Source organism: Pseudomonas sp. BN607 (genome assembly GCF_029871175.1).
Classification (GTDB): Bacteria; Pseudomonadota; Gammaproteobacteria; order Pseudomonadales; family Pseudomonadaceae; genus Aquipseudomonas.
The window spans coordinates 68037-88939 of record NZ_SSOE01000064.1; the positions used below are offsets into that span (position 1 = coordinate 68037).

19 protein-coding genes and 1 tRNA gene are annotated in these 20903 nt (G+C 61.7%); 6 read left to right on the plus strand and 14 right to left on the minus strand.

From position 1 onward, the window contains the following. Positions 1-96: 96 nt before the first annotated feature. The 5 genes from mqo to E8E68_RS21300 form a co-directional block, all read right to left on the minus strand. Positions 97-1734 carry a malate dehydrogenase (quinone) gene (gene mqo, locus E8E68_RS21280; protein ID WP_110743782.1) on the minus strand — a complete coding sequence of 546 codons (1638 nt, stop codon included), beginning with the start codon at positions 1732-1734 and terminating at the stop codon, positions 97-99. Between the two features lie 327 nt (positions 1735-2061). Then, positions 2062-2253 (minus strand): YhfL family protein, encoded by a 192-nt coding sequence (locus E8E68_RS21285; RefSeq protein WP_003254720.1) that lies wholly within the window; start codon positions 2251-2253, stop codon positions 2062-2064. A gap of 285 nt (positions 2254-2538) precedes the next feature. Next, positions 2539-3747 (minus strand): hypothetical protein, encoded by a 1209-nt coding sequence (locus E8E68_RS21290; RefSeq protein ID WP_280344470.1) that lies wholly within the window; start codon positions 3745-3747, stop codon positions 2539-2541. A gap of 10 nt (positions 3748-3757) precedes the next feature. Further along, positions 3758-5647: a hypothetical protein gene (locus E8E68_RS21295; RefSeq protein ID WP_280344473.1), complete on the minus strand. Its 1890-nt coding sequence runs from the start codon at positions 5645-5647 to the stop codon at positions 3758-3760. Between the two features lie 8 nt (positions 5648-5655). Then, positions 5656-6516, minus strand: coding sequence for an SH3 domain-containing protein (locus E8E68_RS21300; RefSeq protein WP_110743787.1), 861 nt, complete (start codon positions 6514-6516; stop codon positions 5656-5658). 642 nt (positions 6517-7158) lie between these two features. Between E8E68_RS21300 and E8E68_RS21305 the strand changes: the two genes are divergently transcribed. Both E8E68_RS21305 and E8E68_RS21310 read left to right on the plus strand, forming a co-directional pair. Further along, positions 7159-7422, plus strand: coding sequence for a hypothetical protein (locus tag E8E68_RS21305; protein WP_280344476.1), 264 nt, complete (start codon positions 7159-7161; stop codon positions 7420-7422). 136 nt (positions 7423-7558) lie between these two features. Continuing rightward, positions 7559-7831 carry a DUF3077 domain-containing protein gene (locus E8E68_RS21310; RefSeq protein WP_280344479.1) on the plus strand — a complete coding sequence of 91 codons (273 nt, stop codon included), beginning with the start codon at positions 7559-7561 and terminating at the stop codon, positions 7829-7831. 53 nt (positions 7832-7884) lie between these two features. On the opposite strand, the gene E8E68_RS21315 is transcribed toward E8E68_RS21310, so the two are convergent. From E8E68_RS21315 to dapA, 5 genes are all read right to left on the minus strand, one after another. Continuing rightward, positions 7885-7974: transfer RNA gene (locus E8E68_RS21315), tRNA-Ser, on the minus strand. A gap of 91 nt (positions 7975-8065) precedes the next feature. Beyond that, positions 8066-8776 (minus strand): phosphoribosylaminoimidazolesuccinocarboxamide synthase, encoded by a 711-nt coding sequence (purC, locus tag E8E68_RS21320; RefSeq protein ID WP_011535129.1) that lies wholly within the window; start codon positions 8774-8776, stop codon positions 8066-8068. A 30-nt stretch (positions 8777-8806) separates the two neighbouring features. Next, entirely contained in the window at positions 8807-9565 is a 759-nt protein-coding gene (locus E8E68_RS21325; RefSeq protein WP_110743794.1) for an MBL fold metallo-hydrolase, read from the minus strand. Further along, complete coding sequence (bamC, locus tag E8E68_RS21330) at positions 9566-10687, minus strand: outer membrane protein assembly factor BamC (protein WP_110743795.1); 1122 nt, start codon at positions 10685-10687, stop codon at positions 9566-9568. Between the two features lie 15 nt (positions 10688-10702). Beyond that, a complete protein-coding gene (gene dapA / locus E8E68_RS21335) occupies positions 10703-11590 on the minus strand; it encodes a 4-hydroxy-tetrahydrodipicolinate synthase (protein WP_280344482.1) in 888 nt (295 codons plus the stop codon). 259 nt (positions 11591-11849) lie between these two features. Between dapA and E8E68_RS21340 the strand changes: the two genes are divergently transcribed. Together E8E68_RS21340 and E8E68_RS21345 are read left to right on the plus strand one after the other, a co-directional pair. Further along, the gene (locus E8E68_RS21340) at positions 11850-12410 is read left to right on the plus strand and encodes a glycine cleavage system protein R (RefSeq protein WP_013973793.1); all 561 of its coding nucleotides are present in this window, start codon (positions 11850-11852) and stop codon (positions 12408-12410) included. 11 nt (positions 12411-12421) lie between these two features. Continuing rightward, a complete protein-coding gene (locus E8E68_RS21345; RefSeq protein ID WP_280344489.1) occupies positions 12422-12895 on the plus strand; it encodes a peroxiredoxin in 474 nt (157 codons plus the stop codon). A 117-nt stretch (positions 12896-13012) separates the two neighbouring features. On the opposite strand, the gene E8E68_RS21350 is transcribed toward E8E68_RS21345, so the two are convergent. Next, complete coding sequence (locus E8E68_RS21350; RefSeq protein ID WP_266031671.1) at positions 13013-14083, minus strand: AI-2E family transporter; 1071 nt, start codon at positions 14081-14083, stop codon at positions 13013-13015. Between the two features lie 20 nt (positions 14084-14103). Then, positions 14104-14343: a sulfurtransferase TusA family protein gene (locus tag E8E68_RS21355; RefSeq protein ID WP_012273752.1), complete on the minus strand. Its 240-nt coding sequence runs from the start codon at positions 14341-14343 to the stop codon at positions 14104-14106. Positions 14344-14465: 122 nt separating this feature from the next. Here E8E68_RS21355 and E8E68_RS21360 point away from each other — a divergent pair, with 122 nt between their 5' ends. Beyond that, positions 14466-15902: a M48 family metalloprotease gene (locus E8E68_RS21360; protein ID WP_110743799.1), complete on the plus strand. Its 1437-nt coding sequence runs from the start codon at positions 14466-14468 to the stop codon at positions 15900-15902. 34 nt (positions 15903-15936) lie between these two features. On the opposite strand, the gene nadA is transcribed toward E8E68_RS21360, so the two are convergent. Then, entirely contained in the window at positions 15937-16995 is a 1059-nt protein-coding gene (nadA, locus tag E8E68_RS21365; protein WP_266031675.1) for a quinolinate synthase NadA, read from the minus strand. A 566-nt stretch (positions 16996-17561) separates the two neighbouring features. Beyond that, positions 17562-19070 carry a YdgA family protein gene (locus E8E68_RS21370; RefSeq protein WP_280344498.1) on the minus strand — a complete coding sequence of 503 codons (1509 nt, stop codon included), beginning with the start codon at positions 19068-19070 and terminating at the stop codon, positions 17562-17564. Between the two features lie 449 nt (positions 19071-19519). Here E8E68_RS21370 and E8E68_RS21375 point away from each other — a divergent pair, with 449 nt between their 5' ends. Further along, positions 19520-20872 (plus strand): APC family permease, encoded by a 1353-nt coding sequence (locus tag E8E68_RS21375; RefSeq protein WP_266031679.1) that lies wholly within the window; start codon positions 19520-19522, stop codon positions 20870-20872. Positions 20873-20903: the final 31 nt, after the last annotated feature.

Genomic DNA, 20903 nt, shown 5'->3' on the forward strand with positions numbered 1-20903 from the left:
GTAAACCTGTGAGCGCGGGTTCGCCCCGAAGCGGCCAGAACAGGCAAAAAAAAGCCACGAGGTCACCCCCGTGGCTTCTTTCACAACAATGGCCGATTACAGCGCCATGTCGTTCTCAGGCTTGCTTTCAACCGGCTCGCTTGCGGCGCCACCGAAGTCAACGCTGGCGTCGATCACTGGCGGCTTCTCCAGCTGCAGCACTTCAGCGGTGTAGTTCCACTCTTTCTGGGTGGCCGCTGCCGAGTCGTTCAGCTTGGTGCCGTAGCTCGGCACGATTTCCTTGATCTTGGCCTGCCACTCTGGGGTAGCGACCTTCTCCTTGAACACCGTCTCCAGCACGTTCAGCATGATCGGCGCAGCGGTCGAAGCACCTGGCGAGGCACCCAGCAGACCCGCGATGGTGCGGTCTTCGGAAGCCACCACTTCGGTACCCAGCTTCAGCACGCCGCCCTTGTCGGCATCACGCTTGATGATCTGCACACGCTGGCCGGCCTGCCACAGGCGCCAGTCTTCCTTCTTGGCATTCGGGAAGTAGGTGCGCAGGGCTTCGAAGCGGTCATCGTCAGACAGCATCAGCTGGCCAGCGAGGTACTCGACCAGCGGATACTGGTCGATACCCACCTTGGTCATCGGCCACACGTTGTGGGTGGTGGTGCTGCTCAGCAGGTCCAGGTAAGAACCGTTCTTCAGGAACTTGGTCGAGAAGGTAGCGAACGGGCCAAACAGGATGACGCGCTTGCCGTCCAGCACGCGGGTGTCCAGGTGCGGTACCGACATGGGTGGCGCACCGGTCGAGGCAATGCCGTAGGCCTTGGCCATGTGCTGCATGGCCACGGTCGGGTTCTCGGTCACCAGGAACGAGCCACCCACCGGGAAGCCTGCATATTCCTTGGCTTCCGGGATGCCCGACTTCTGCAGCAGCTTCAGCGCGCCGCCGCCGGCACCGATGAACAGGAACTTGGCGTCGGTGGCCGACTCGGTACCGTCCTTCAGGTTCTTGTACTCGACGTGCCAGGAGCCGTCCTTGTTGCGGCTGATATCCTGCACTTCGCTGGACAGCTTCAGGTCGAAGCCTTTCTGGGTCTGCAGGTGACCAACGAACTGGCGGGTGATCTCGCCAAAGTTTACGTCGGTACCGATTGGCGTCCAGGTCACGGCCAGCTTCTGGTTCGGGTCGCGGCCTTCCATCATCAACGGGACCCACTTGGCGATCTGCGCGTGGTCCTCGGAGTACTGCATCGGACGGAACAGCGGGCTGGCCTGCAGCGCGTCGTAACGCTTCTTGAGGAACTTGATGTTGTCATCGCCCCACACGAAGCTCATGTGCGGGGTGGTGTTGATGAACGAGTGCGGGTTCTTCAGCACGCCCTGGCGTACCTGCCACGACCAGAACTGGCGGGAAATCTGGAAGGCTTCGTTGATTTCGATGGCCTTGGAGATGTTGACGTTGCCGTCTTTATCTTCCGGGGTGTAGTTCAGCTCGGCCAGCGCCGAGTGGCCGGTACCGGCGTTGTTCCAGCCGTTGGAGCTTTCTTCGGCGACGCCGTCCAGGCGCTCGACCATTTCCATCGACCAGCTTGGCTCCAGCTCGTGCAGCCACACGGCCAGGGTCGAGCTCATGATGCCGCCGCCGACCAGCAGCACGTCTACTTTCTTGGTTTCTGCGGCGTGCGCTTGCATGAAGCTTGCAGCGACAGCCAGACCCAGCAAGGTCTTGCCAGCTTTCTTGAACATTGATCAATTCCAGTCATAAGAACAGAGGGAGGGCCTGTGGCTGGCCCAGGTAAAGCGTGTTCTTCAGCGCAGTCTTGTTATTGATCATTGTTCAGCAGCCAGAGAACCAGAAAACGACTCGGCCTTTCGTCGAATTGACCGACGAGGCTGAATCGTTTTTCCGATTGTATCTGAAATGCCAGCACAAACAAATTGCAGGGCGGAGCGTCAAGGCGACCGGTTGCCCCAGCGGCAGTTTGTCACGTCAAAAACAAAAACCCCCGGCCATATGCATGACCGGGGGCCTTGGATCACGCCGCAAGCGTCGCGATCAGGGTACCGCCAAGATTACTGCTGCTGAGGCAGTTTATCGATCGGGCCGCAGCCACCGATGATCTTGGAGATGGAAACCGAAGGGTGGAACAGATAGTCGTAGGTGCAGTTTTTTGGTTGGTTGTAGACCTGGCCAGTGCAACCCGACAGCAGGGCAACACCCGATACGACAGCAACGGCTACGGTGGCCTTGAACAGCTTTTTCATTACTCAGTCCTTTAAATGAATCATCTTCGGCCATCGTCTGATGGCGGCGGGATCATACAGAACCTGAGCATTGGATCCAAGTCGCGAGTAGCACAAGTTTGTTGCAGGCGTGCAACAACACGTTGCTGTTGCAGGAAATTTCCCAAGCACGAGACACGTGTTGAAGACTGGCGTATCGAAGAACACCGCCGGATTCTTACCGGCGAAGAGCGCCACCACACAGCGATTGAATAAGCCCTGGCAACTCACCGTCACCAGGGGCTTACTCAAACAGCCATCACGCCATCAATTGGTTTCCAGCTGATACGCCTTGCTCACGAACAACGCCGCAAACAGGCTCTTGCCTTCTTTGAAGGTGTACTGCTCTTCGAACGTGCCATCCTCGACCAGCTTCTGGCCGATGGCACATTCCGAGTCGCTGTGGTTCTTGCCCTTGGTGCCGAAATCGCTGCTCCATGACGACAAGCCAACTTCTTCACAGAACGCGGCGAACTTGGCTTTCGGGACTTGCTGCTGGTAGTCGGCAAAAGCCTCTTTCAGCGGTTTGAAGCCGCTGTAGCTCACCGAGTAGTTCTCGACCTTGGCCTTACGGGCAAAGCCGCTTACCGCTTCAGCCAACACCGCCTGGCCGGAGTACGGGCTGTATGCCCCAATCAGCATCGCGCTCAAGGCACTCTTGAGCTGGGCTTCTACATCATCCAGCTCTGGCAGCGACTGGAAGTCGGCCTTGCGGACGATCTCGCCCACCTTGGAGCCGTCGTTGCGGTGGGTTACCACAAAGGCCATCGAACCTTCGCCATCGCTGGAGCGCTTGATGGTGAAGTCCAGGTCGACCGTGGTGCCGAAATCACCGGTGCTGCTGACCAGGAACGCGCCGGTCAGCGGCTGGCGCACCGCCATGTTGGCACCCCAGTCAAAGTCCGACTGGGTCGCGCGGCCATTGGCCGTCAGTTCGGCACGCGGCTGGATTTCGTCGCTGACATCCGCAACCAGCACCACCTCGGCGCCTTTGCTGGCAACGAACGGGTTGGCCATTTGCATGCCCAGCAGCTGAATGTGGATGCTGCCATCCTTGCTGTCGCCGTCGTGAGCCAGCTTCAGTGCGTCGGCCTTCAGGTAGACCCCGGCCGCATTGTGGCTGGCGTTGAGCTGGTACTTGGCCCAACCCGCCAGGCCCTCGGTAGCCGAACTACCCTGTACCGACTCCATCAGGCCCGACAGGCCGCGCAAGAACTGCTGGGCACCATTGGTCTGCGCCGCCGCCACGCGGATTTCCGGGTCGTCCACCGTCAGGTTGCCGGAGAATGCCGAATAGGAAACATCGCCCTCGGACAGCACGTCCTCGAGGAAGTAGCGCTCCTTGAATTCGTCATAGTAGGCCAGTGCAGCCTTCTTGCCCGAGCTGGCGACCATTGCGTAACCACCGCCGAGCACCAGCACCGCCGCGGCCACACCGCCAATCAGCAGCTGCTTCTTGTTCATCTGTTTGATCATGGTGTTTGCCTCACTGGACCATCGCGGAAGCGTTGTTCCAGTCGTTCACGTACTTTTGGGAGACCTCGGGGGTCCAGCTGAAATCGATACCGGCGTTGGGGAATTCCTTGGCCAGCACGGCACCGAACGACACGCGGTCGGCACAGTGATCCTGCTTGCACGCCTCGGGTTCACCGGCGCTGTAGGCACGGTAGGTGGGCACGGCGCGGCCGTCGTCCAGCGGGAAGTACGGCGTGGCGTTGGCCACCTGGGTCACGTACCAGCCCTCGCTGTATTCTTCGTCCGCCACCAGGCGCCCCTTGCTCGGGAAGTCGATGGTGTAGAAGTCACCCTGCTTCCCGGTCACGTGCACCATCATCGGCGCCACGCTGGCCGAGCTCGACGGATTCTGCTGAGCCAACGGCGAAGCGAAGCGCACCTTGATGCCGGCCATTTGCGCCAGGGCTTCGGTTTCGCGCCCTTTGAAATCGCTCATGCCGTCCTGCAGCTGTTGGTAACGCTCCAGCACCCGGGTATGCACGCGGGCCAGTTCCTGCTGACGCTGGCGTTCTTCACGCACACGTTGCTGCTCACGCTGCACCGCCCAGTTGGCGCCGTCGCGCACATCGAAGAACAGGCCCTGGCGGTTGATGCCGATGCGGTTGCGGACGATTTTCTGCTCGTCGTTACCCCAGATGTTGGTCGATATCGCCGAGATGTCCTTGACGATGAACAAGTTGGCCACATCGGTGGTGGTTGGCGAGGTGGTCTTGATCAGGTCGAAGACTTCCAGCGCGGCTTCCTTGTACTTGGCTGCATCGAGGGCAAACGACTCGTCCTGTGTGACCGCCACGTAATAAGGGTCGCCGCTGAACGGGCGCAGCACGCCGTAGCTGCCACGGCTGAAGGTCAGGTACACCTTCATCTGCCGGCTGGGGATTTCGCCTACCAGGAAAGCCGCTTGGTCAGCTTCCGGGGTGAGGTAGGACACCGCCTTGTTCTTGACCGCAGGCTCAAGGTTCTTGTTGAAGATCAAGCCGCTTGGGTGCGCGTAGACACGGTTCCAGTTATCGCCACGATAGGTGCCCACAGCCTTCCAGCTGATTTTTTCGAAGTTGCCTTCGCCAAAGCCGGACGCTGGGCACGGCATGGCCGGCGTGGTGCCGAACGACAGGGTGTCGCCGTCGCTGATGATCGATGTGCTGAGTACCCATTTGCAGCCCGCGGCATCCGTTACCTGCATCAGGTTGCGGTTTGCCAGGACTACGGAGCGGCCGAAATCGGAGGTGGGCGCTGCGGCTACTGCGGCCGCAGGGGCCGGGATGGGCGGTGCAACCGGGGCGGCTGGGGCCTCGGCGGCCGGCGCTGGGGCCGGTGCTGCAGCTACGGCTGGGGCAGGCGCGGGAGCCGGGGCAGCTTCCGCCTTCGCGGGTGCGGCTTCAACTACCGCCGGAGCCGGCTCGGCTGCAGGTGCTGAAGCCGGAGCAGCAACCGGGGCTTCTGGCTGCGCAGGTGCCGGCACTGGCGCAGCTGCTGCAGCCGGCGCAGGGGCAGCCGGCGCAGGGGCAGCGGCGGCAGGCGCGGCGGCCAAGGTCACCAGGCCCAGGTTGCTGGCATTGCCCGAGCCGCTGGCGTACAAGGTGCCCTTGGCATCGACCGCTTTCCAGCTCACCTTGGCACTTGAGCAGTCCTTGGCGAACACGAATGGCAGTTTGGTCAGCAGGCCCGACAGCAGTTCCTGGTTGTCCCAGGCCGGGCGGGTGATGGTCATTTCGACCTCGGGTTTGCACCAGTTGGTTGCGTCCCCAGGCACTTCGACCTTGATGTTGTCTTTCTTCGAGAAGGCCAGCTCGTGGGCGACCGCCTGCGGTACCAGACCACAAGCGCCGATCACAGCCAGCGCGAGCGCGTGCTTTTTCATGGTATTCCTCAGATCAGTTCCCAGGTGCCGTTGGCTTGTTTGCAGAAGGTGTTCTGCTCTTGCTCGGTCTGCCCGCTTTGCGATTTCAGGCTGACGGTAACCGGGCGGCAGGCGGCTTCTGCGGCGACCGTCTGGGTCGGCAGCGACTGGATCGAGTCCAGGTCGAAGCCTTGGGTTTCCTTGCTGGCGGCAACGTCCAGCTCGTCCAGGTTCACCGCCGGGGTGACGCGCTTGGCCACGGCCTGGGCCTTGGGCTCGACGTAGTTCTTGTGCACATAGCCCACGGTCACACCCTTGCGGCCGACCAGGATCCAGTCACCGGTGGAGCCCACGGCGGTGAATTCGGTGTGGTTCTTCAGGCTGCCGACCTTCTCGCCAGTCTGGTTAGGCGCAGCGCGCACGTTGAGGTTGTCGCTGATGGTCACATACGGCTCGTTGATCAGCTTCATCGACGGCACCGCCTGGATCTTTGGCGCGCGCTTGACCTCGACCTGCTTGGTCTTGGTGTATTCCTTGCCCGGTACGATCTGCGCGGTGGCGCCGGAGTGGTCGGACTTCCAGGTCACTGGCTGGGCACTGGCAGTGGTTTGCTGCTGGCTCAGCACTTCCTGGGTGCGCAACGCCAGGGCCTGCTGGTCCTTCTCGTCCAGCATGTGGCCGATGCGGTTGCCCACGTAGGCACCAATGCCACCGGCGATCAGCGCGGCGGCGATCTTGCCGTTGCCACTGCCCATGGTCGAGCCAATGGCCACACCGGCCAGGCCACCGATCACGGTGCCCGCTTGCTCTTTGCTGATCCCGAGCTGTGCACAGGCCGTGGTAGAGGCGATGGCGACCGCCAGAAGGGACGCGACGAATTTCTTACGCAAGTGGAGCACTCCATTTTCGGTGGGGCGCACAGCCGCCTGCCGCAGCCAGGAATTGGCGGCAGCATTCGAAGTTGTGCGGGCTTGTCAGAGAGGGCGCAGCACTGGTCGCAGACGACAATTCAGCCGTCCAGCGAAGGGCGTAGGGGTAGACCAGCACGGCGCGAACCATCCAACGAATCCATGTCAGGAAGAGGTCATCGCCCAGCGCGCGTAATCATTACGGCGTGTGGCCTGGGCGTGAGTGGCGTATTAGAGAGCCGCATTGTAGCCCAAGGTGCCATTAGCAGTTCAAGACAAAATGTTGCGGGAGGCCTGTCTGATGTATTGGTAGAAATCCGTCCTACAACTTGTACTCAGAATTATCCCCTTCCTTGTAGGGCGTTTCCCAAACATACTGCCAACCCGCTCAAACGGTTGCGACGGATTCGGTCGCGCTCTAGTCTCGGCTCGTCGTTGTGAAATCAGCGACCGGCTTTGACAGGCCGATTACTCAAGTTTCCGTTGCAGCGCTTGATGGCAGCTGTGCATGGGGCACATTCGTGTGCGCCGGGTCCTTGGGTATACCGGTCTGTCAACCCATGTATAGCTGCCTCCATTCGTTTGACAGCGTTGCCAGGCGGCTCCACCACCCAAGGAGCTTACATGCGCAAGACAGTCCCCGATCCACCCTACTCCCCCCATTCCACCCAGATCCTGCAAGACACCCTGGTCCAGTCCTCAGAGTACGTACTCTGCGCCCTGTCCGTGGCCCGCCAATCCGTGCAACTCAAACCTACCGCCCACAGCTCGATGGTGATGCAGGCCGTGATCCATGAAATGGAAGCGGTACAGGGGCTGGTCGAGTCGGCGTTGATGCAGTTGCAGATGCGGCCGCATTTACCCACAGAGCCTTACACCTTGCATTAGCAGGTCAGGCCTCTTCGCGGGCACGCCCGCTCCCACAGCGTCATCACAGCCGTCACGCACTGCACAGAAATTGTGGGAGCGGGCGAGCCCGCGAAGAGGCCACCCCAGGCAACCCAGAATCCAGGGAAACAAAACAATGCCCACCGACAACACAACAGAACCCACCACAGTCGGCAAGACCTGCTTCTACCAAGGCGAAAACAACACCCACCCGCTGTTCCGCATCGAACCCGGCATCCCCTGCCAGGACGCCCGCGAACAGGCGTCCGAACTGATGGGTTACGTGCGCGACCTGATCATCACCGGCCTGATGGACGGCGACCAGAAACTGATCTGGGCCTCGCATTACCTGAGCGCGATGGCCAAGGCGCTGCTGGATGATGCTGAGTTGGGGATGATGAGAAAGTAAGGCGCAACGAAAAAGCCCCCGGAAGCTTCCGCTTCCAGGGGCTTAATCTTGTATGGCGGAGAGATAGGGATTTGAACCCTAGGTACTGTTGCCAGTACAACGGATTTCGAATCCGTCCCGTTCGACCACTCCGGCATCTCTCCAATGCCGCGCATCATACCAGCGTTCTTTTAAAACGCAAACCTTTTTTTAAAAAAAATCGCGTGGTATCAGGCGCTTGCGTGAACGTGCCGCTTACAGCGGCACGCCCAGGCGCTTGGCAACTTCTTCGTAGGCTTCGATCACGTCGCCCAGGCCCTGACGGAAGCGGTCCTTGTCCATCTTCTTGCGGGTTTCTTTGTCCCACAGGCGGCAGCCGTCCGGGCTGAACTCGTCGCCCAGCACGATCTGGCCGTGGAATACGCCGAATTCCAGCTTGAAGTCCACCAGCAGCAGGCCGGCGTCATCGAACAGCTTGCTCAGCACTTCGTTGACCTTCAACGAAAGCTTCTTCATTTCCACCAACTGCTCGGCGGTGCCCCAGCCGAACGCGACAACGTGGGATTCGTTGATGAAGGGGTCGCCCTTCTCGTCGTTCTTCAGGAACAGCTCGAAGGTGGACGGCTCCAGCTTGATGCCCTCCTCCACGCCCAGGCGCTTGACCAGGCTGCCGGCAGCGTAGTTACGCACCACGCACTCGACCGGGATCATGTCCAGCTTCTTCACCAGGCACTCGTTGTCGCCCAGCAGCTTGTCGAACTGGGTCGGCACGCCGGCTTCTTCGAGCTTTTGCATGATGAAGGCGTTGAACTTGTTGTTCACCATGCCTTTGCGGTCCAGCTGTTCGATGCGCTTGCCGTCGAACGCCGAAGTGTCGTTACGGAACAGCAGGATCAAGCGGTCGGCGTCATCGGTCTTGTAAACCGATTTGGCCTTGCCGCGGTAAAGTTCGTCGCGTTTTTCCATGATTGGGCTCCGCTTGCTTGAGGTGTTGGGCTAGGCGATTTCGCGCCAGTCGAGCCCGTGTTCCTGATTCGCCACCTGGAGCCAGTCCGGGTCACACCCGAGGGTGTCGACAAAGCACTGGCGGGCCAAGTGTGGCAGGTTGTTCTTGCTGCTGAGGTGGGCCAGCACCAGGTGTTGCAGGTTGTTCCAGCCCAACTCGTGCACCAGGCGCGCAGCCTGGTGATTGTTCAAATGCCCTTGCATGCCACCCACCCGCTGCTTCAGAAAAGCCGGGTAGTGACCACGTGCCAGCAGGTCGCGGCAGTGGTTGGCCTCGATCAGCAGTGCATCCAGGCCCTGGTAACGTTCCAGCAACAGCGCGTCGTAAGAGCCCAGGTCGGTCAGCATGCCAAAGCGCCGCTTGCCGTCGCTGACCACGTACTGCAACGGCTCGTAGGCGTCGTGCTCGACCCGCGCTGCGGTTACTTCCAGGCTGCCGATACGCAGGCTTTCGCCACACGCGAGAAAACCGGCCACCTCCACCGGCTTGCGCATGCCGCGCAAAGTCCCTTGGCTGAGGTAGACCGGTACATTGTAGCGCCGTGACAGCAAGCCGACCCCATGCACGTGGTCGGCATGTTCGTGGGTGACCAGCACTGCACTGAGCTGAGCTGCAGAAACCCCGAGCAGCGCCAGGCGCCGCTCGGTTTCACGCAGGGAAAAGCCGCAATCGACCAGGATGAAGGTGTCACCACTGGCGATCAGCGTGCCGTTCCCTTGGCTGCCGCTTCCGAGTACCGCGAAGCGCACTTAGCCCAGGTGGTCCTGAATGGCGCTCAGCACACGGCGGGCGACATCGGCCGGAGCCACGGTGTTGATGTTTTTCTCGACCGTGACCTGCACGCTCTCACCCACCTTGCTCAGGCGTACCTGATAGCGCTCGGCACGGGCTTCACGCTCTTCCTTGGTCGGCTCGCTGCCGAACATACGGCTGAAGAAGCCCGGCTGGTTCTGCTTGTCGTCAGGCTTTTCGGACAGGTTGATGTAGTACAGGCCCAGGCTGCGGTTGATGTCTTCAACACGCCATTCGCCACCCTGCTCCAGCGCACGGCCCACGCCAGACCAGGCGCGGTCCAGGTCGGAGCCCAGGTACAGCACCGGGTTGCCGCTGCCGTCTTCGCTCAGGCTGACGCGGCTTGGGGCGTCGAAATCGCGCGCGGCCAGCAGCGACACCGAACCGCCCTTCTCGGCGCTGCGGTTCATGCTGGCAAGCATTTCGTCGACCAGCAGGGCATCGGTGCCGGTATTGCTGGAGCTGGACGGGAACGCAGGCTCGGCAGTGCTGCCGGCCGGGCGCTCGACGCTGACCACATACACTTCGGAGGTGTTGCGCTGCACGCCGGGTTCCATGCGCACACGCACGCGCACTTCGCTGTCACCGCTGCTGGCAGTGCTCGCCAGGCGCTGGCCGAGCGATGCCGACAGCTCGTCGAAACGCTGCCAGGTGGTGTTGAATTCACCGGTCTGCGGGCGCTCTTCAGCAATACGGAAGCCGTTGTCCTCGAAGAACTGGCGGGCCACCGGCCACACTTCGGCAGGCGAATGCTGGGCCAGCACCCAACGGCTGCTGCCGCTGCGCTGCAGGCTGTAGTCGGTCACCTGGGCGGCGCCACCGGTCAACGGTTGCGGGCGAGGCACTTCGAACTCGCCAGCAACGTTGTCGTCGGCGACATTGCGCGGGATCGGCAGCAGCGGGTCAAGACGCTTGACGTTGCTGGCGTCCGGGGGCAGCTGCATGGGCGCAGTCGGGTGCGCCTGCAGGTAATCGCTGCCGCGGTCGCGGAAATAGCCATCCTCGCCCCACAGCCAGCCACACCCACTGGTGCTGGAGATAATCAGGGCAAGGGCGGAAAGACCAGCCAGTCGCTTCATGCGGTGTACTTCCTCTTAAACCAGTACGCCGGACTGGCGCAAGGCAGTACGGACTTTTTCGTGGCAGCCTTCGCTCAGCCAGGTCAGTGGCAGGCGAATACCTTTGTGCATCAGGCCCATTTCGACGAGCGCCCATTTCACCGGGATCGGGTTGGCTTCGCAGAACAGGTCTTTGTGCAGCGGCATGAGTTTTTCGTTGATCGCGCGGGCCTTCTCGGCATCGCCCGCAAGGGCGGCCTCGCACAGGTCGGCCATTTCGCGCGGGGCGACGTTGGCCGTGACGGAGATGTTGCCCTTGCCGCCCATCAGGATCAGCTCGACTGCAGTCGGGTCGTCGCCGGACAGGACGATGAAGTCACTGTCGACGCCATCCAGAATGGCCTTGGCACGGGCCAGGTCGCCGGTGGCTTCCTTGATGCCGATGATGTTGTGCACCTTCGACAGGCGAATCACGGTCTCGGCCTGCATGTCGCAGGAGGTGCGGCCGGGCACGTTATAGAGGATCTGCGGAATGTCGACGGCTTCGGCAATGTGCTTGAAGTGCTGGTACAGGCCTTCCTGGGTCGGCTTGTTGTAGTACGGCACAACCAGCAGGCAGGCATCGGCGCCAGCGTTCTTGGCGTTTTGCGTCAGGTGCACCGCTTCGGTGGTGGAGTTTGCACCGGTGCCGGCGATGACCGGAATCGGGTTGACGCTGCGTTTGACGCGCTCGACCACGTGCTTGATGACCAGGATGTGCTCTTCGACATCCAGCGTGGCCGACTCACCGGTGGTGCCGACAGCGACGATCGCATGGGTGCCGTTTTCCAGGTGGAAGTCTACAAGTTTGTCGAGGCTGCCCCAGTCAACACGCCCTTGTGCATCCATGGGTGTGACCAATGCCACCATACTGCCCGCAATCATGTAACTGCTCCTGCCGGAAAAAGAGAGCAGTAATGGTACTGGGGGCATCGGCCTTGCACAAGCGAAGCAGGCGGGCGGAGCATTCCCCTCGGCGCCTTATTTCGCTACCCTTGATGCTTTGATCGGTGCAGCGCGGCCCGCCGGGCCGTCGACCTTGCTCCCCGCCAGCGTCCACAACCTCGCATGCGAGCCCCGGGCCCTGCCGACAGGAGGCTTTCGCCCGTCCTGTGCCGACCGCTCATCGCTTTAGGAATGCTGCATGTCCACCCCCACTGTCCGCGAACAATTCCTTGTCATCAGTGCCCTGGGGCCCAACCCCATGGAGCTGGCCAACGTCCTCAGCCGCGCTGCCTTCGAAAACCGCTGCGCGGTGGTTACCTCGCGCCTGAGCCGCCACGGCGAGACCAGCGCCCTGGTGTTGCAAGTAGGCGGCAGCTGGGACGCCCTGGCGCGCCTTGAAGCCATGCTGCCGGGTTTGGGCAAGAAGCATGGCCTGACCCTCGACGTGGTGCGCAGCGCCGACCAGGAGGTGCGTCCGCAGGCCCTGCCCTACGTGGCGTACGTCAGCGCCGCCTACCGCCCGGACATCATCAACGAGCTGTGCCAGTTCTTCCTCGACCACCGCGTCGAGCTGGAAGCCATGACCTGCGACACCTACCTGGCGCCGCAGACTGGCAGCAGCATGCTCAACGCGCAGTTCACCGTGATCCTGCCGGCCGGCACCCAGATCAGCTGGTTGCGTGACCAGTTCCTGGACTTTGCCGATGCCCTGAACCTCGATGCCCTGATCGAGCCTTGGCGTCCACAGAACCCAATGTAAGGAAACCGACCATGGCAGTAGCACTCGACCAACCTGTCGCCGACTTCCAGGCCCAGGCCACCAGCGGGCAAACCGTCAGCCTGGCGGAACTCAAGGGCCGCCAAGTGGTGGTGTACTTCTACCCGAAGGACAGCACCCCCGGGTGCACCACCGAAGGCCAAGGTTTCCGTGACCAGCATGATGCCTTCGCCGCCGCCAACACCGCGGTGTTCGGCGTGTCACGCGATGGCATCAAGTCGCACGAGAACTTCAAGGCCAAGCAAGGCTTCCCGTTCGAGCTGATCAGCGACAAGGACGAGGCCCTGTGCCAGCTGTTCGACGTGATCAAGCTGAAGAAGCTGTACGGCAAGGAATACATGGGCGTTGACCGCAGCACTTTCCTGATCGACAAGGACGGGGTGCTGCGCCAGGAATGGCGTGGCGTGAAAGTGCCCGGGCATGTAGATGCCGTATTGGCGGCCGCCCAAGCCTTGAACAAGGCTTGAAATTGAATGGGGCTGCCTTGCAGCCCTTCGCGGGCACGCCCGCTCCCACAGGAATTGTGCAGGGCCCAGTGGGAGCGGGCGTGCCCGCGAAGGGCCGCAGAGCGGCCCCAATTACATTCAAAGCATCGGTGAAACGCTAGGCTCCTGCTTGGGCCACGCATCCAGCACGGCCTTGATCAGCGTTGCCAGCGGGATGGCGAAGAAGATCCCCCAGAACCCCCACAACCCGCCAAACAGCAGTACCGCGCAAATGATCGCCACCGGGTGCAGGCTCACCGCTTCGGAGAACAGCAGCGGCACCAGCACGTTGCCATCCAGCGCCTGGATGATCGCGTACACCGTCATCAGGTAGATGAACTGGTCGCCCCAGCCCCACTGGAACAGCGCAATCAGGGTCACCGGCACGGTCACGACCACTGCGCCCACGTAAGGCACCACCACCGACAGCCCGACCAGCAACGCCAGCAGCGCGGCGTAATTGAGCCCCAGACTGATGAAGGCGATGTAGGTGGCGATGCCGCAGATCAGGATTTCGATGCCCTTGCCACGGATGTAGTTGGCAATCTGCCGGTTCATCTCGTTGCCCACCCGGTTCAGCAGGGTGCGCTGGCGCGGCAGGTAGCCGCTAACCCAGCGGCCGATCAGTTCGCGATCCTTGAGGAAGAAGAACACCAGGATCGGCACCAGCACCAGATAGATCATGGCATTGACCAACAGCGGCAGGCTGGACAGCGAGAATGTCAGTGCCCACTGGCCGAACTTGCCGATTTCACCGCGCACCGATTCGATGGCGTGCAACACCTGCTCGTCCGACACCAGGTGAGGGTAGCGTTCAGGCAACAGCAACAACAGCGACTGCCATTTACCGAGCATGCCCGGCAGCTCGTTGAACAGGGTGATCAGCTGATGCCACAACAGCGGCACCAGCACCAGCATGAACAGCGCCAGCGCCCCCATGAACAGGGCAAACACCAACATTACCGCCAGCCGCGTCGGTACCCGCAAGCGCTCCAGGGCATTGACCAGACCCTGCATCAGGAACGCCAGCACCATGCCCGCCAGCACTGGCGCGAGCATGCCGCCCAGGGTGAGCACGGCAGTGAAGGCCAGGAACAACAGGACCGCCAGCACCACCGCTTCTTCATCGGAGAAGTAGCGCTGCATCCAGTCGCGAAGCACTTTGAACATTGACGATCCTTGGGAAAGACTCAGGCCTTGCGCAGCCAGTAGGTATAGGTACCGGCCTCGGCCGTTTCCTGCAGCAGCGTATGACCGGCCAACTGCGCGAAAGTGCGGAAGTCACGCTGCGACCCGGCATCTGTGGCGATAACCTTGAGCACCGCGCCACTGGCCAGCCGATTGAGTTCCATCTTGGCCTTGAGCAGCGGCAAAGGGCAATTCAGCCCGCTGGCGTCCAGCTCGGCGTCGCAGGTCAGGGTGTCACTCATCGCAGGGTCTCCAGAGGCATTGCCAGACTGCTTGCTGGCATGGCTGACTAGGATAGCGCCACTGGTCGCCAACGTGTGAGCCCGCTACAGTAGGTATCTTTGATCCGACGCGAGTTTCATGCATGAATCTACTGCGCCCTACCCTGCTGACGCTGGCCTGCCTGTTGGCCCTACCCGGCCATGCTGACGACCTGCCATCACTGGGTGATGCCAGTTCCGCGATCGTCTCGCCCCAACAGGAACACCAGCTTGGCCGTGCCTGGCTGAGCCTGCTGCGTGGTCAGGTCAACCAGCTGAACGACCCGCAGCTCAAGGACTACGTCGAAACCAGCGTGTACAAACTGGCCGAAACCAGCCAGCTGCAGGACCGGCGCCTGGAGTTCATCCTCATCGACAGCCGCGAGCTCAACGCCTTTGCCGCCCCGGGGGGCATCGTCGGGGTCAACGGCGGGCTGTTCCTCAATGCGCAGACCGAAGGCGAATACGCCTCGGTGCTGGCACACGAACTGGCGCACTTGTCGCAACGCCATTTTGCCCGCGGGGTCGAGGCCCAGCAACGCATGCAGCTGCCGATGATGGCGGCGCTGCTGGCCGGCATCGTACTGGCCGCAGGGGGCGCCGGCGACGCCGGCATCGGCATGATTGCCGGTACGCAGGCGGCGGCCATCCAGGAACAGCGGCGCTTCTCTCGGCAGAATGAACAGGAGGCCGACCGCATCGGGATCCAGAACCTGGAAAAGGCTGGCTACGACCCGCGCAACATGCCGACCATGTTCGAGCGCCTGGCACGCCAGTATCGCTATGACGCCAAGCCGCCAGAATTCCTCCTGACTCACCCTGTGACCGAATCGCGTATCGCCGACACCCGCAACCGCGCCGACCAGGCACCCAAAGGCGGCATCGAGGACAGCGCACGCTACCAGCTGATCCGTGCCCGGGTTGCACTCACCTACGAAGGTACCCCGGGGCTGGCCGCCAAGCGCTTTCGCGCACAACTCGACGAAGACCCCAAACTTGACGCTGCACGCTACGGCCTGGCCCTGGCGCAGATCAAGGGCGGCCAGCTGAACGAAGCACGGGAAATGCTCAAGCCGCTGCTGGCCAAGGCGCCCAACGACATCACCTACAACCTGGCGCAGATCGACCTGGACATCACCAACAATCGCCTGGCCGATGCGCAGCAGCGCGCCGAGCGGATGCAGGGGCTGTACCCGGGCAATTATCCGCTGAAACAGGTGCGTGCGGATCTGCTGGTGAAGCAGAACAAGCCTGCCGAAGCGGAGAAGGTGTTGAACGAGCTGGTGAAGAGTCGGCCGGATGACCCGGATGTGTGGTACGACATGGCCGAGGTGCGTGGTTTATCGGGCAATACCATCGGCTTGCATCGGGCGCGTGCAGAGTACTTCACGCTGGTCGGCGACTTTGATCAGGCAATCCAGCAGCTGGATTACGCCAAGCGCCGGGCGGGTGGGAATTTCCCGCTGGCCTCACAGATTGACCAGCGCCAGCGCGAGATCATGGAGCAGCGGCGCATGGTTCAGGAGATGATGGGGCGTTGAGGCTTCAGGGGGCGCGTTGCGCCCCCCGGCAACCTCAAGCGTTACCGGAAAGCTTCAGCCGCGCCGCCTGGGTAAAGTCCAGCATGCGGTTCAGCGGCTTGATGGCCTTGGGCACCAGCGCGGGGTCGACAAAAATCTCGTTGGTGCCGTTACGCAGGCAATCCAGCACCCGCTCCAGGGTGTTCATCGCCATCCACGGGCAGTGCGCACAGCTGCGGCATGCCGCGCCGTTGCCTGCGGTTGGGGCTTCGACAAACGCCTTGTCCGGGCACAGCTGCTGCATTTTGTAGAAAATGCCGCGATCGGTGGCGACGATGAATGTCTTGTTGGGCAGGGTCTGCGCCGCCTTGATCAGCTGGCTGGTGGAACCCACTGCATCGGCGAGCTCGATCACGGCTTCTGGCGACTCCGGGTGCACCAGGATGGCAGCGTCTGGGTACAACGCCTTCATGTCGGCCAACTGACGTGACTTGAACTCTTCGTGAACGATGCAGGCACCGTCCCACAGCAACATGTCGGCGCCGGTTTGCTTCTGGATGTACCGGCCCAGGTGCTGGTCAGGGCCCCAGATGATGGTTTCGCCGTTGTCCATCAGGCTTTCGACGATTTCCAGTGCACAGCTCGACGTCACCACCCAGTCAGCGCGCGCCTTTACCGCAGCCGATGTGTTGGCGTAGACCACCACTGTACGCTCCGGGTGCTGGTCGCAGAACGCCGAAAACTCTTCCACCGGGCAACCCAGGTCGAGGGAGCAGGTGGCCTCGAGGGTCGGCATCAGCACGCGCTTTTCCGGGGTGAGGATTTTTGCCGTTTCGCCCATGAAGCGTACGCCGGCCACGATGACCGTTTCGGCGGGGTGGTTCTTGCCGAACCGGGCCATTTCCAGCGAGTCGGATACGCAGCCGCCGGTTTCTTCGGCCAGCGCCTGAATGACCGGGTCGCAATAATAGTGGGCGACCAGAACAGCATTCTGCGCCTTCAGCTCGGCAGCGATGGCCGCACGGTATTCGGCCTCCTGCTCAGCAGTCAGCGGGTTGGGCTGTTTGGCGTCGAGGTGGGCCTGAACCAACAGGCGTTCGGAAATCTGGGTCATGATCGCTGGACCTGCAGGCGCGCGTGCGCGTCAAATCAAGTGTATCACCCGGCCCTGGCAGATCGGCTAAGGGTGCCGGACGGCATGCTGACCGCCACGGCGCTCTGCGGGCGCGGATTATTATCGGAGGCCGAAGGCTACAGACAATCCAGCGAATTCTAAAGTGGTTTTTGTATTGCCTGTACTGGCCTCTTCGCGGGCATGCCCCACAAGGTGGACCGCGTCAGATTCTAGACATTGAGCAAGACAGTCGCTCCAACCATGATCACGCCAGCTTTCAGGTCTTGATCAAACCAGTTGTTTCCCCAGGTACTGCATCAGCCTCTAGCCTGCGGGGTTGGACTGGACTGTGGGAGCGGGCTTGTCCCGCGAAGAATCCAACACGGTGCATGGCACCGGCTCCGCCGGTGTTCGCGGGACAAGCCCGCTCCCACAAGGTGGATCGAGCTAGATGCTAGAAATTGAGCAAGACAATTGCTCCCACAGCTTCTGTGCTGCCCTCAGGGGCAATGAGTAACCTGTGGGAGCGGGCGCGCCCGCGAAAAGGCCGCTACAGGCTCAGCTGATCAACCCTGCGGCGAAAGGGCCGCCAAGTGTGCAGCCAGCAACGTGGCAAATTCTTCCACGGTCATCTTCTGGCCATTGAAGTCGACCATGCCATCGGCATAGTGCAGGCTGCTGACCACATCATCGCCCTGCACGGTGGCCATGCCGCTCTGCAGTGCCATCATGCCGACCATCTCCCCAGCCTGCCCCGATTGCATGGCAATCGCCTGGGCGTCGGTCTGGCCATTCAGCAGCGCCTGCAAGGTCGCCAGGTCACCGATCATCGGCTTGGACAGCGACAGCTTGCTTTTCACCTCAGTGATGATCTGTTTGCTCAGCTGATCCGGCGGCAGATCGAAGTTGGCCGGCGCGGCGAGGTCCATCGACAGGTTGAAGCGGCTCTCGCCATTGGCGGTCTTGAACGACAGGTTTTCCACCGCCAGCTTGGGCTTGGCGGCCAGCAACTTCTGCAAGTCACCCTGGAAGCGGGCCTTTTCGGCATCGTCCATCTGGATTTGCGGTGCTGGCAGGCCAGCGGCAGAGGCAGCCTCGAATTCCGGCAGGTGCGCCTGGTACCACTTTGACAACGCCTGCAGCGCCGGAGCATTGACCGAGGCGACGCTGATGGCCATCTGCGCCTTGCCCACCGCGCGGCCATCCCAGCTTATGTCACCGACCTTGTACTCCACGCGACCACCCACGGTGTCCGGGCCGTCGAGGGTTTGCAGGGCATTCTGCTCCAGCCCCTTGACCAGCAGCACCTGCTGTTTCGGGCCCAGGGTGACCTTGGTTTCGGCCAGCGTCAGGTCGACGTTGCCGACGTAGATGGCGTCGTGCGCGGTGGCCGCGAGGTTGCCACCTACCTTCAGGCCCTGCAATTCGAAGCTGGCCGGCGGCTGGTCGTCGCGCACCAGTTTTATCACGAAACGGTCGGCCGTGCCGTGGAATTTCGAGGCCTTGCCTTCCTTGTCACCACTGACTTCCAGCTGCATGCCGGAAAAGTCGAGGCTGTTGCCATCCGCCTCGTCGAGCTTGACTGGCGCCAACCGCACCTGGCTGACCACATGCCCGTCATAACCCAGGCTGGTCTGCGCGCTGACTGGCACCTGCCCAGCTGCGGCAGCAAACCACGGCTCGGTGGCATCGTCCTTCTCCAGCGTGCTGTTGCTGACCGCCAGTACCGGCATCAGCTTCAGCGCCTTGACCCGCGACCAGGGGAACGGGCCGTGCTCGATCTGGTCGGTCACGCCCACGTCGAAGTTGACCACCTCGCCTTCACCCACATTGATGTCGCGAGCCTTGAGCCGGTACTGGGCGGTACTGCTGAAGAAATGCTGCTGCAGCGACACCCGCTCGATGCTCATGCTACCACCGGTGGTCACCAGGGCCTTTTTCAGTTCGGCGTTGCTGCGCGCAAGGGCGTTGTCCAGCTCGGCAGGTAGTTGCTTGCCGGTGTACCAGGCGCCAGCGGTGATTGCGACGGCAATGGCGATAGCCAGGCCGGAGAGGATGCCAACTGATTTCTTCATGAATGGAACCGATTGCTGTCCGTAGGGGCTTCGAAAGCGGCCTGGAGGGCCACGCAGAACGAGAAGATTATCACCCCCCGGTTGGCCCGCGCGCGGGTCCGGAGCGAGAAATCCCATATTTCGGAAGCGTCCGACACGCGAAGGAACACAGCTGAGAATTCGTTAATTTTTTCGAACATCGAAATTGACCATAACCGCAAAAAACCGCGCAAAAACCGAACAAACGGCGGGTTAAATCGATAAATATTTCAATTTAGCAACATCTTGTCATGTTTAACTTGACACCTACCTACCCATCGTTTTTTATTTTCACCACTTTGCGCGCTCGACCGCGCCTCCCGCCGCTCCAACATAAAAGGTGAACAACATGGAGCCCACCCGCTCGCCCTTGCCGCATGCGCAATACACCGTGCCCGCCGTTTACGCCCAGCAGCAGGAGCCATGCCAGCATGCAGCATGACCACAGCGCTTCCGGCAATGGCCAACTCCGCAAAACCCTGCGCCTCTGGCACGTGATCATCATCGGCCTGGCCTACCTGACGCCGATGACCGTGTTCGACACCTTCGGCATCGTCAGCGGGATTACCGCCGGCCATGTACCCAGCGCCTACATCCTGGCATTGGCCGGCATCCTGTTCACCGCAGTGAGTTATGGCACCCTGGTCAAGCGCTTCCCGCAGTCGGGTTCGGCCTACACCTACACCCAGCGCGCGATCAACCCGCACGTGGGCTTTTTGGTGGGCTGGTCCTCACTGCTGGACTACCTGCTGCTGCCGATGGTCAACGCACTACTGGCCAAGCTTTACCTTTCGGCCATGTTCCCGGAGGTGCCGGAGTGGATGTGGGTAGCCGGCTTCGTCACCCTGATCAGCCTGATCAACATGCGCAGCGTGAACCTGGTGGCTCACTTCAACCTGCTGTTCGTCGGTGTGCAGGTGGCAATCATCGCCGTGTTCATCTACCTGTGCGTGCGCGGCCTGGACCACGGTGAAGGGCTGGGCACGGCCTGGAGCCTGATGCCATTCGGCGACAGCCAGACCCAGTTCAGCGCCCTCGCCGCCGGTGCGACCATCCTGTGTTTCTCGTTCCTGGGCTTCGACGCGGTCACCTGCCTGTCCGAAGAAACCCGCGACCCGGCCAAGACCATCCCGCGGGCGATCTTCCTCACCGCGCTGATCGGCGGCGTGGTGTTCATCACCGTGTCGTACTTCATCCAGGCCTACTTCCCTACCATGGCACGCTTCCATGACCAGGAAGCCGCCCTGCCGGAAATCGCCCTGTACGTCGGCGGCAAGCTGTTCCAGTCGATCTTCATTGCCTGCACCGTCATCAACACCATCGCCTCGGGCCTGGCCTCGCAGACCAGCGTGTCGCGCCTGCTGTACGTGATGGGCCGCGACAACGTGATCCCGGCCAGCGTCTTCGCCCGCCTGCATTCGCGGTACAAAACGCCCGTGCTGAACATTGCCGTGGTCGGCGTCATTTCGCTGTCGGCGATCTTCTTCGACCTGGTGACTGCCACCTCGATCATCAACTTCGGCGCGCTGGTCGCGTTCAGCTTCGTCAACCTGTCGGTGATCAACCACTGCTACCTGCGCGAAGGCAACCGTAAAGGCCTGGCCAATCAGCTGAAGTACTTGGTGCTGCCCACCATCGGCTTCTGCATCATCGTCTCGTTGTGGCTGGACCTGAACGCGCATTCGCTGATGTTTGGCGGTATCTGGGCTGCGCTTGGGCTGGTCTACCTGGGCTGGCTGACCAAAGCCTTCCGCGCGGCACCACCTAACTACGTCGCCGAATGACCCACGCTGCCCACAACGCCCGCGCCTGATC